This is a genomic window from Candidatus Accumulibacter aalborgensis (assembly GCF_900089955.1).
In the GTDB taxonomy this organism is placed as follows: Bacteria; Pseudomonadota; Gammaproteobacteria; order Burkholderiales; family Rhodocyclaceae; genus Accumulibacter; species Accumulibacter aalborgensis.
On the sequence record NZ_FLQX01000115.1, the window covers coordinates 1 to 11,416 of the forward strand.

Below are 11,416 nucleotides of genomic sequence, written 5' to 3' on the forward strand. Positions count from 1 at the left end.
CAAGCGCTGCGCTCCGCACCAACCTGCTCGGTACGTGTGGTAGGGGGGCTAAACGCTTACCATTCGACTCCCTCCAAGGCAAGTCCTGACCCCCAGGAAAATCAATATGGATACTTCAACAAAACATGCTTTAGGCAAGGTTCCAGAAGTCACATTGCTATTCTGGATAATCAAGATTGCTGCGACCACGCTCGGTGAAACTGGTGGCGATGCCGTCTCAATGTCGATGAATCTCGGCTATCTGATTGGTACAGGTATTTTCTCGGCGGTATTTTTGGCGGCAGCCTTTGCACAAATCAAGGCCAAGACCTTTCGGCCCTTCCTTTACTGGACGACGATCATCGCTACCACCACGGTCGGCACGACACTGGCTGATTTTGCTGACCGATCTCTTGGCTTTGGGTATGCAGGTGGCTCGACCTTGCTGCTGGCTTTATTGCTCGGTTCACTTTTCATTTGGCATCGCACACTCGGCTCGGTCTCGGTCAGCACGGTCAGTTCGCCCAAGGCCGAAATGTTCTACTGGCTGACAATCATGTTCTCCCAGACTTTGGGAACGGCACTAGGTGACTGGACGGCGAATACGGCAGGACTCGGTTACACCGGAGCGGCCCTTGTCTTTGGCGCGTTGTTGGTGTTGGTCGTTGCAGCTTACTATTGGACCAATGTATCGCGAACCCTCATTTTTTGGGCAGCATTCATTTTGACCCGCCCTCTCGGTGCCGTGGTCGGGGACTTTCTGGATAAGCCGCTCAGTGCAGGCGGGCTGGCCCTGAGTCGTTATTCAGCATCAGCGGCACTATTCGCTTTTATCCTGACCAGCATTTTACTATTCAAGCAAAGAGCTGCCCGAACCGCGCATTGACTTATCGTTATCTATCGGAGGAGGAATGAGGGTATTGCTGGTTGAAGACGACTTCATGATTGGCGAAGCCATCCAAGAGGCGCTGAAAGACGCATCTTACGCTGCCGACTGGGTAAAGAACGGCCAAACCGCCCTGACAACACTGGGTTGCCAGCACTATGACCTGGTGCTGCTCGATCTTGGCCTTCCCGGCAAGGATGGGCTGGAGGTGCTGACCAGAATTCGCGCCAAGGACAACCCGGTTCCACTGCTCATCATCACCGCCCGCGACGGCCTCGATGATCGACTGCGTGGCCTGGATGGCGGAGCTGATGACTACGTTCTCAAGCCCTTTGAGATGGCCGAGCTGCTGGCCCGCATGCGCGCTGTGCTGCGACGCAAGGGCGGGAACGCAACGCCCGTGCTCAGCAACGGCGTTGTGTCGCTTGATCCGGCGACGCGAGAGGCGTCGGTCAACGACCGTGCCCCGGTACAACTCTCAAACCGTGAGTTCGCCTTATTGCAAGCCTTGCTGGCACGCCCCGGTGCCATTCTCTCGCGCAGTGATCTGGAAGATCGTATCTATGGATGGGGCGAGGAAGTTGAAAGCAATGCGGTTGAATTTTTGATCCATTCCTTGCGACGCAAGTTGGGCAGCGAAGTCATCAAGAATGTCAGGGGGGCTGGATGGATGGTTTCAAAAAACGCCTGAACGAGTCGGTTCAGCTCAAGCTGTCCGTTTCGCTGTCGCTGACCATTTTGGCGATCGCGTTGGTGGCAGGGATATTTTCTTTCGTGTCAGCATTCGACGAAGCCCACGAGTTGCAAGACGACATGCTGCGCCAGATTGCAGCGCTGTTTGATCGGCAACACCTGCCGCTTGTACATCTTGGCGACGATGGCCGTGCGAATGACAGTGATGAAGAGTCCCGCGTCATCGTCCAGTACCTGACCGCTGGCAACAAAATGGCCTTGAAGGGCGACGCAGGAGCACCACTGCCACTACCGGTCACGCTACCTGATGGCCTGCACACGCATGAAGTCAATGGCGAACCGTTCCGCGTCCTGGTCAAAACAACGTCCAGCGGCGAACGGATCGCCGTGGCGCAAGAGACCGGCGTGCGCGATGAAATTGCACGTGACAGTGCCTTGCGCACCTTGATGCCGTTTCTGATCTTGGTTCCCGTCCTGCTTTTGATCGTGGCAAACCTTGTCCGCAAAATGTTCCGACCCATTGCTGCGTTGTCTGCGGAAATCGACCAGCGGGCCGAACAGGAATTACATCCCGTCGAGGAAGGCCATCTACCCGCCGAAGTGCGCCCGTTCGTCGTGGCGATCAACCGTCTGCTTGCTCGCGTTAACCAGTCAATGGAAACCCAGCGCCGATTTGTCGCGGATGCGGCGCACGAGCTTCGCTCCCCGTTTACCGCCTTGTCACTGCAAGCCGAGCGGCTGGCCGAGGCGGATATGTCAAACCTCGCGCGTGGACGTCTCATGACCCTGCGCCGAGGCATCGAGCGCGGCCGGAGCTTGCTGGATCAGCTTCTCACCTTGGCCAGGGCTCAGGCTGCGCTCGACCGGCCCAAGTCGTTCGTGTCGATACAGCACCTCTATCGGCGCGTGCTGGAAGACCTCATGCCACTGGCCGAGGCCAGGCAGATCGACATCGGTGTTGAAGGGGAGCAAGACGCTCGGGTTTGGGGCAACGAGCTGGACATGATGGCTGTGGTCAAAAACTTGGTCGACAACGCCATTCGCTACACACCGGACGGCGGAAATGTAGACCTTTCTGTCACCACGGATGAAGGCCGAGCAATACTGAGAATCCAGGACTCAGGGCCAGGCATACAAGTCGCCGAACGAGAGCGGGTGTTTGATCCGTTTTATCGAACTCTTGGGAGCGATCAAGTCGGTTCTGGCTTGGGGCTTTCCATCGTCAAGGCAATAGCTGATCGGATTGGCGCTGAAATTCAGCTTGGCTTTTCAGACGAAGTGGAACGTTCCGGTCTGTGTGTCTGCGTGCGCGTACCGTTGGCAGGGGCCGTTCAGGAGCCGCCTCAGAAATCGGCATAGCAAGAGGGTAAGATCACGGATGGCTGCTGCGGTGAAGGCTGCCCGGTGTTGACCGCAGGGGAGATTCGCCGGTCGCCAATCGTGCTTTCAAGCTAAAATCGCAGCTCCTTGAACCAGCCCCGCACAGGGCACCGATGACGATGAAAAGCATGCCGATGAAAAGCGCTGAAATTCGCGACAAGTTCCTCAAGTTCTTCGAATCCAAAGGCCACCAGATCGTCGCCTCGAGTTCGCTGGTGCCGCATGCCGACCCCACGCTGTTGTTTACCAACGCCGGCATGAACCAGTTCAAGGACGTCTTTCTCGGTTTCGACAAGCGACCGTACCTGCGCGCGACGACTTCGCAGAAATGCGTGCGCGCCGGTGGCAAGCACAACGACCTCGAGAACGTCGGCTACACGGCACGCCACCATACCTTCTTCGAGATGCTCGGCAACTTCTCGTTCGGCGACTACTTCAAGCAGGACGCGATCCGCTACGCCTGGGAACTGCTGGTCGACGTGTACAAGCTGCCGGCCGACCGGCTCTGGGTCACCGTCTATGCCGAGGATGAAGAAGCTTACGCCATCTGGACGAACGACATCGGCGTTCCGGCCGAGCGTGTCGTGCGCATCGGCGACAACAAGGGCGCGCGTTATGCTTCCGATAACTTCTGGATGATGGGCGATACCGGTCCCTGTGGTCCGTGCACGGAAATCTTCTACGACCACGGCGAAGGCATTGCCGGTGGTCCGCCGGGCTCGCCCGACGAGGAGGGCGACCGCTACATCGAGATCTGGAACAACGTCTTCATGCAGTTCAACCGCGATGAAGCCGGGGTAATGCACCCGCTGCCCAAACCCTCGGTCGACACCGGCATGGGTCTCGAGCGCACGGCGGCAGTCATGCAGCACGTGCACAGCAACTACGAGATCGACCTCTTCGTCCGTCTGATCGCCGCCGCCGCTCGCGAAACCTCGTCGGCCGACCTCGACAGCCCGTCGCTGCGGGTGCTCGCCGATCACATCCGCGCCTGCGCGTTCCTGATCGCCGATGGCGTCATTCCCGGCAACGAGGGGCGCGGCTACGTCCTGCGGCGGATCATCAGGCGCGCCATCCGGCATGGCTACAAGCTGGGCGCGCGCGCGGCGTTCTTCCATCGCATGGTGCCCGATCTCGTCGCCGAAATGGGCACCGCCTATCCCGAACTGGTCAGCAGCCAGGCACGCGTCACCGAGGTCCTGCGCCAGGAAGAAGTGCGCTTCTTCGAGACCATCGAGCATGGCATGAGCATCCTCGACGGCGAACTCGCAGCGCTCGACGGGAAGGGCGTCTTCAACGGCGCGACGGCCTTCAAACTGCACGACACCTTCGGTTTCCCGCTCGATCTGACGGCTGACGTTTGCCGTGAGCGCGGGGTGAGCGTCGACGTGGCGGCTTTCGATGTCGCGATGGCGCAGCAGAAGGAACAGGCGCGTGCCGCCGGCAAGTTCCGCATGGCCAGCGCGCTCGATTACCGGGGGCCGACGACGACCTTCCATGGTTACCAGACGCTCGCCTTCACCGGCAAGGTGCTGGCCCTGTACCGCGATGGCAGTCCGGTCGATGAACTCAGGGAAGGCGAACTCGGGGTCGTCGTTCTTGACGACACACCGTTCTACGCCGAGTCGGGCGGCCAGGTCGGCGATCGCGGCGTGCTGCAGACCGCGCGGAGCATCTTCTCGGTCGAGGATACGCAGAAGATCCAGGCCGTCGTCTTCGGGCATCAGGGCGTCGTCAGGACCGGGGTGATCACCGTCGGCGACGGCGTCGCGGCCAGGGTCGATGAGCTCGCCCGCGCACGCACGGTGCGCAACCACTCGGCGACGCATCTGATGCACAAAGCGCTGCGTGAGGTGCTCGGCGGCCATGTGCAGCAGAAGGGATCGCTGGTCGATGCCGAAAAGACGCGCTTCGACTTCGCGCACAGCGCGCCGATGACCGCTGACGAGATCCGCCGCGTCGAGCTGATCGTGAACAACGAGATTCTGGCCAACGCGGCGACCGAGGCGCGCGTCATGCCGATCGAGGAGGCGCAGCGGTCGGGTGCGATGATGCTCTTTGGCGAGAAGTACGGCGACGAAGTCCGTGTCCTGACCATCGGTTCGTCGAAGGAACTCTGCGGTGGCGTGCACGTCAGGCGCTGCGGTGACATTGGCCTGTTCAAGATCGTTGCCGAAACCGGTGTCGCCGCCGGCGTCAGACGCGTCGAAGCGGTGACCGGCGACAATGCGCTGGCTTTGGTGCAGCAGCAGCAGGCGCTGCTTGCCGAAGCCGCAGCGGCTTTCCGCGCGCCAGTGTCCGAGGTGCCGGCCAAGTTGGCGCAAGTGCTCGACAACGTGCGCGCGCTGGAAAAGGATCTCGCCCGTCTGAAGGCCAGACTGGCGTCTGCGCAAGGTGACGATCTGCTCGCCCAGGCGGTCGAGGTCAAGGGTGTCAAGGTGGTCGCAGCGGTCATCGAAGGCGCCGACGTCAATACGCTGCGTTCGACGATCGACAAGCTGCGCGACAAGCTCAAGAGCGCCATCGTCGTTCTCGCCGCGACGAGCGACGGAAAGGTAACGCTGATTGCCGGCGTCACCGCCGATCTGACGAGCAAGGTCAAGGCGGGAGAACTGGTGAATATGGTCGCGCTGCAGGTCGGCGGCAAGGGTGGTGGCCGCCCGGAAATGGCGCAGGCCGGCGGCAACGATCCGGCCAGGCTGCCGGCGGCACTGGCCTCGGTGCGCGCCTGGGTCGAGCAGCGGCTTTGACCGAGCCGAACATCGACTCACTTGCAGGTTGGGTTAGCCCGCAGGGCGTAACCCAACCTGCCATGGCAGAAGTGTCGGGTGACGCTTTAGCCATCCGACCTGCGCCGGCTGTCGGCGAGCCAGGCACGGCCGGCGCAATGCAGCACTTCGCCAGTGACAACTATGCCGGCATCTGTCCCGAGGCGCTGACCGCGCTACTGGCGGCCAACGACGGCCACGTTCGCTCCTACGGCGACGACGAGTGGACGCTGCGCGCGTCGGATCGCCTGCGCGAGCTGTTCGAGACCGATTGCGACGTGTACTTCGTGTTCAACGGGACAGCGGCCAATTCGCTGGCGCTGGCTTCGCTCTGCCGGTCCTACCACGGCGTCATCTGCCACGAGCTGGCGCACGTCAACACCGATGAATGCGGTGCGCCGGAGTTCTTCTCCAACGGCGCCAAACTGCTGCCTGCTGCCGGTGAACAGGGCAAGCTGACGCCGGCGGCGATCATCGAGGTGGTCACCAGGCGCGGCGACATCCACTATCCCAAGCCAAAGGTCGTGACCCTGACGCAGGCGACCGAAGCAGGTACCGTCTACCGCCCCGACGAGTTGCGTGCGATCGCCGACACGGCACGCGAATTCGGCCTGCGCGTCCATATGGATGGCGCCCGTTTTGCCAATGCCGTCGCCGGCCTTGGCCTCCGCCCGGCTGAACTGACCTGGCGTGCGGGCGTCGACGTGCTCTGCTTTGGCGGCACCAAGATGGGCTTGCCCGTGGGTGAGGCGGTGGTTTTCTTCGACCGCTCGCTGGCCGAAGATTTTGCCTATCGCTGCAAGCAGGCGGGCCAACTGGCGTCGAAGATGCGCTTCCTTTCGGCGCCGTGGCTGGGAGTTCTCGAAGACGGTGCCTGGTTGCGCCATGCCACTCATGCCAACGCCATGGCACGGCGCCTGGCCGCGGGGCTGGCCGAGGCCACCGGTCTGCCGACCCTGTTTCCGGTCGATGCCAACGGCGTCTTCGTGCGCCTGCCGAGCCGCGTCGAAGAGGGACTGCGCGCCCGTGGCTGGCTGTTCTACAACTTCATCGCTGCCGGTGGAGCACGTTTCATGTGTGGCTGGGATACTGCGACGGAGACGGTCGATCGCCTGTTGGCCGACATCAGCCAACTGTCGCGCGAGGCGTGATGAGCGCCTGGCAGTTCTGCCCGGGTTGTGGCGACCGCCTTGAGACGAGCGAACTCGGCGGCCTGCCGCGGCTCGTTTGCCGTGCCGCCTGCGGCTTTGTCCATTGGGACAATCCGGCGCCGGTGCTGGCGGCGCTTGTCGAATACGATGACCGAATCGTGCTGGCGCGCAACAAGGCCTGGGCGGCCGGCGCATTCGGGCTGGTCACCGGTTTTCTCGAGCGCGGTGAACACCCGGCGGCAGGCGTCGCGCGCGAGGTCAAGGAAGAACTTGGTCTCGATGCCCTGGCAGTGACGTTGATCGGCGTCTATCCCTTTGCCCGCAAGCACGAAGTGATCATTGCCTACCATGTGCTCGCTCGCGGCGAGATCCGTCTCAATGAGGAACTGGCCGAGTTTCGCCTGATCGCGCCGGACAGGCTCAAGGCCTGGGATTTCGGCACCGGCCTGGCGGTCAGCGACTGGCTGGCTGGCCGCGGCGCTTGAAGGCGGTGTGGAGAGTGACAGGGCGGCGCGCCGCCGGCTCGGCCGCGCCTGCCTCACTCACCCCGGCCAGAACAGCGCACCGACGGCCAGCGCGGCAAAGAGTCCCGCCAGTACGTCGAGAGTCCAGTGCGCCCGCAGGACGATGACCACGACCATCTGCAGAATGGCCAGCAGCGCAGCCAGGACAGTCAGCGCCGGGATGCCGAGCGTGGCGAGCTGAATGGCGCCATAGACCGCCAGCGCGGTGTGACCGGAGAAGAAGAAGTCGTTGCCGACGGCGTAGGTCACGAACAGCGACGGAAAACCGGGATGACGCCAGATGATCCCCGGTGGGGGCGGTAGCGCGACCAGCGCCTGGCTCAACTGGCGCAGGACGAAGAGGCACAGGAGCCCCCAGAACGGGCCGAAACCCGGACCGAGAACAGCGTAGCCGAGGACGAACAGGGTAACCCCATCGACCGCCAGAGAGCTGCCGATCAGCAGAGCCCTGGCGGCGCTCGGATGGACGTGCAGCCAGCCGTTGCCGCCAGCAGTGAGACGGTGCAGATGGTCGTAGATGCGCCCGTCGTCCAGATGGCGCTCGCCGATCAGGCGCTGGGTGACGAACCAGGCGACGAGACCGGCGGCAATGGCCAGCAGCCGCAGAAGAACGGTTTCCAGTGCCGGCAGGTGCAGCATCGCTGTCAGGTCGCGCGCGTGCCGTTGCCAGCCGCGTCGCGCGCCAATTCCAGTCGCTGGGCGGGAATCCCGGCCCAGGTCTCGCCGGCGGGAATGCGGCTGTTGGGCAGGACGAAGGAGCCTGCCAGGACCTTGGCTTTTTCGCCCACCTCGACGCCGCCCATGACGATCGCCCGCAAACCGATGGTCGCGCCGGCACCGAGTTTGACCGGCGCGATGACCAGGTAGCCGCCCTGTGAGTAATGGGCCATGATGCTGGCCGTACCGCCGATCGTCACACCGTCGGCCATTTCGATCAGCGAGGGGTCGGCGATGGCCGTCGAATTGATGGTCACGTTGCGCCCGATCTTCATTCCCATGAGCCGGTAATAGAGTTGAGCAAAAGGGGAGGGCGTGACGAACTCAAGGAAGGAGTAGCGAACGAGCAGCGTCAGCGTGCAATGAACATACCAGCGCAGGGCCATCAACGACACGGCGGAACCGCGATACGGTTGCAGCCGCCCGCCGAGGACAAAGTTCAGCAGCGGCGCGACGAGCAGCAGCGTCAGTCCGTAGGCGAAGTAGCTGCTGGCCAGCGCCAGCCCGGTCAGCGGATAGCGCCAGACCGGGGGCAGCGTGCTCAGCGCCGGCGCGAACACTTCGCTGAACAACCATACGGCAAAGCCAAGGGACACTCCGGCCGCCATGATGGCCAGGGCAATGAACGGCAGCGGCCCGATCAGGGCAAGGAGTCTTTGCATGCGAGGCACCGGGAAATGTTTGGGGAAAACGACTGCTGCGCCGACAAGGCAATACGGTGCTGGATTGTAAGCGACGATTGGCGGCATTCAAACCTTTCCCGCACTCTCGTCCTGCAGCGCCTGCCAGCGCCAAATCTGCGATTGACCGCGGTCGACAGCGACGCCTATACTCCGACTGGTCAACTCTGATCGCTGGAGGCCAGCATGGGAAACCAGTGGTTCCTGGAGTCCATCACGACAGATGGCTCGCATGTCACCTACAACATCACCCACTTGCCGTTCCGCATCGGCCGTGATCCAGAAAACGACCTGATCCTGCCGGAGCGTGTGAGCGCCCTGAGCCGGAACCACGCAGTGCTCTCGCTCGACATCTGCGGCCGCATCCGCCTGACCGATCTGAACAGCACCAACGGCAGTTTCGTCGGCCGCGAGCGAATCGAAGGGTCTTGCCTGCTCGCCGAGAATGACATCGTGCACTTCGGCTCTGCCGAATTTCGTCTGCGCGGGCACCTGCCCGAGCGGACGCCGACCAGTAAGGTTTCCAGCGGACTTCCGCTCTCGGAAAACTTTGTTGACAAAGAAGCCGAGTTTCTCGACCTGCTTGAAGGCCACGGCATATCAGGAGCCGCCCAGCCGATCGTTGAGGCGCAGGGCGGCAAGGTCTTCGCCTACGAATTGCTCGGCCGTGCCAACCACCCCCTGCTGCCGATCTCGCCGATTCGCCTGTTCAAACTGGCCAGTGCGCTGGATCGCGAAGTCGAGCTGAGCGTCGCTTTCCGAAAGTTCGGTATTTCGGCGATTGCCCCACGTCTGCAGGGTTTTCCGCTCTTCGCCAACACGCATCCCCGAGAAACGTTCAGCGAAGATTTCTTCGCCTCGCTGGTCAGCCTGCGCCAGGGGAGGCCGGAGCTCGACCTGGTCATCGAGATCCATGAAACCGCGGTAACCGAAAGTGCGCGCCTGATCGAGCTCGCCGCCCGCTTCCGCGACATCGGAGTGCGCTTCGCCTATGACGATTTTGGCGCCGGCCAGGCACGTCTGAGGGAAATCGGCGACGCTCCGGCGCATTTCGTGAAGTTCGACATGGGCCTGCTGCACGACCTCCACCTGGCCTGCGAGCGCAAACGTCACGTGGTCAACGATCTCGTCAAGCTGGTGCTCGACCTCGGCTCGGTGCCTCTGGCCGAAGGCATCGAAAAGGACGCCGAGGCGCAGATCTGCCGGGAGATGGGCTTCCAGCTCATCCAGGGTTTCCTCACCGGGAAGCCGATCCCGGTAGCGAGTCTGTAGCTCGTCGTGCAGCGCTTGCGGGCGCCAAATCTGCGATTGACCGCGGTCGACCGGGCCACATATACTCTGCCTGGTCAACTCGGATCGGTGGAGCACAGCGTGGAAAAGCAGTGGTTCCTGGAGTCCATAGCAGCGGATGGCTCGCATGTCAGTTACGAGATCGCGCCGCGGCCGTTTCGCGTCGGCCGCGGTACGGACAACGATCTCGTGCTGCCCTCACTGGGCCTGAGCCGTCAGCACGCCGTGCTGACCGAAGACATCAGCGGCCGAATCCGGCTGACCGATCTGAACAGCACCAATGGCAGTTTCGTCAGCCGCCGGCGCGTCGAAGGCTCGTGCCTGCTCGACGAAAACGACATCATTCACTTCGGCCTCGCCGCCGAGTTCCGCTTGCGCCTGCACCTGCCCGAACCGGCCCGCTTCGACAGGGCGTTCGACGATTCGCGCACCGTGCTGGCACCCAAGGGCTTTGCGCTCTCGGCACAGTTCGAACGCGAGCGCGCGCTCCTCGATCTCCTCGATGGTCATGGCATCTCCGGTGCCGCCCAACCCATCGTCGACGCGCAGAGCAGAAGAATCGTCGCCTACGAACTGCTCGGCCGTGCCAATCACCCCGAGCTGCCGACCTCCCCGATTCTGCTTTTCGCGCTGGCCACGCTGGTCGACCGCGAAGTCGAGCTGAGCGTGGCTTTCCGCAGGTTCAGCGTGGCGACGATTGCGCCACGTCTGCAGGGCTTTCCGCTGTTTGCCAACACGCATCCGAAGGAAACCTTCAGCGACGTATTCCTGAACTCGCTGGTCAGCCTGCGCCAACGGATGCCCGACCTGGACCTGGTCATCGAGATCCATGAGACCGCGGTGACCGACAGTAAGCGCCTGATCGAGCTCGCCGCTCGCTTCCGCGACATTGGCGTACGCTTCGCCTACGACGATTTTGGTGCTGGCCAGGCACGCCTGAGCGAACTCGGCGAGGCTCCGGCGCATTTCGTCAAGTTCGACATGGGCCTGCTGCACGACCTCCACCTGGCCAGCGAACGCAAACGCCGCGTCGTCAGGGATCTCGTCAAGATCGTGCTGGACCTTGGCTCGGTGCCGCTGGCCGAAGGTATCGAGAAGGAAGCCGAGGCGCAGCTCTGTCAAGACATGGGCTTCCAGCTCATCCAGGGCTACCTCACCGGCAAGCCGATTCCCGTGGAGAGCCTGTAAAAGTGCCCGGCACCGGCGGCGCGGCTAGGGCACCAGGGTGATAGGTGGCGCTTGGCGACAAAGCCCGTGCTGCCGCGCTCTGCTCGGTCACCTCTGGCGCAGCAGTTCTCATTTCAAATTCCATGGTAGCGAGTGGTGAGGGTAAGGACTGTTGGATGGG

General features: G+C 62.5%; 10 protein-coding genes. 8 read left to right on the plus strand and 2 right to left on the minus strand.

The genetic code is table 11. The features are described from left to right. Nucleotides 1-106 precede the first annotated feature (106 nt). The 6 genes from ACCAA_RS11890 (at nt 107) to ACCAA_RS11915 (ending at nt 7,342) form a co-directional block, all read left to right on the plus strand. Nucleotides 107-865, plus strand: coding sequence for a COG4705 family protein (locus ACCAA_RS11890; protein WP_186407470.1), 759 nt, complete (start codon nt 107-109; stop codon nt 863-865). Between the two features lie 25 nt (nt 866-890). Then, nucleotides 891-1,556 carry a response regulator transcription factor gene (locus tag ACCAA_RS11895; RefSeq protein ID WP_186407471.1) on the plus strand — a complete coding sequence of 222 codons (666 nt, stop codon included), beginning with the start codon at nt 891-893 and terminating at the stop codon, nt 1,554-1,556. After that, nucleotides 1,532-2,917 (plus strand): ATP-binding protein, encoded by a 1,386-nt coding sequence (locus tag ACCAA_RS11900; protein WP_186407472.1) that lies wholly within the window; start codon nt 1,532-1,534, stop codon nt 2,915-2,917. The genes ACCAA_RS11895 and ACCAA_RS11900 overlap by 25 nt, the downstream gene beginning before the upstream one ends. A gap of 155 nt (nt 2,918-3,072) precedes the next feature. After that, nucleotides 3,073-5,688, plus strand: a complete 2,616-nt coding sequence (gene alaS, locus ACCAA_RS11905) for an alanine--tRNA ligase (protein WP_186407473.1) — start codon at nt 3,073-3,075, stop codon at nt 5,686-5,688. Between the two features lie 137 nt (nt 5,689-5,825). Next, on the plus strand, nt 5,826-6,857 hold the full coding sequence (locus ACCAA_RS11910; RefSeq protein ID WP_186407474.1) for a threonine aldolase family protein: 1,032 nt from the start codon (nt 5,826-5,828) through the stop codon (nt 6,855-6,857). Continuing rightward, a complete protein-coding gene (locus ACCAA_RS11915; RefSeq protein ID WP_245754551.1) occupies nt 6,857-7,342 on the plus strand; it encodes an NUDIX domain-containing protein in 486 nt (161 codons plus the stop codon). The genes ACCAA_RS11910 and ACCAA_RS11915 overlap by 1 nt, the downstream gene beginning before the upstream one ends. A 57-nt stretch (nt 7,343-7,399) precedes the next feature. On the opposite strand, the gene ACCAA_RS11920 is transcribed toward ACCAA_RS11915, so the two are convergent. Then, on the minus strand, nt 7,400-8,020 hold the full coding sequence (locus ACCAA_RS11920) for a phosphatase PAP2-related protein (protein WP_186407476.1): 621 nt from the start codon (nt 8,018-8,020) through the stop codon (nt 7,400-7,402). Nucleotides 8,021-8,025: 5 nt separating this feature from the next. Further along, nucleotides 8,026-8,760 (minus strand): hypothetical protein, encoded by a 735-nt coding sequence (locus ACCAA_RS11925; protein WP_186407477.1) that lies wholly within the window; start codon nt 8,758-8,760, stop codon nt 8,026-8,028. 204 nt (nt 8,761-8,964) lie between these two features. On the opposite strand from ACCAA_RS11925, the gene ACCAA_RS11930 reads away from it, so the two are divergent. Together ACCAA_RS11930 and ACCAA_RS11935 are read left to right on the plus strand one after the other, a co-directional pair. Continuing rightward, entirely contained in the window at nt 8,965-10,050 is a 1,086-nt protein-coding gene (locus ACCAA_RS11930) for an EAL domain-containing protein (RefSeq protein ID WP_186407478.1), read from the plus strand. A 99-nt stretch (nt 10,051-10,149) separates the two neighbouring features. Beyond that, nucleotides 10,150-11,256, plus strand: coding sequence for an EAL domain-containing protein (locus ACCAA_RS11935; protein WP_186407479.1), 1,107 nt, complete (start codon nt 10,150-10,152; stop codon nt 11,254-11,256). The last annotated feature ends 160 nt before the right edge of the window (nt 11,257-11,416 follow it).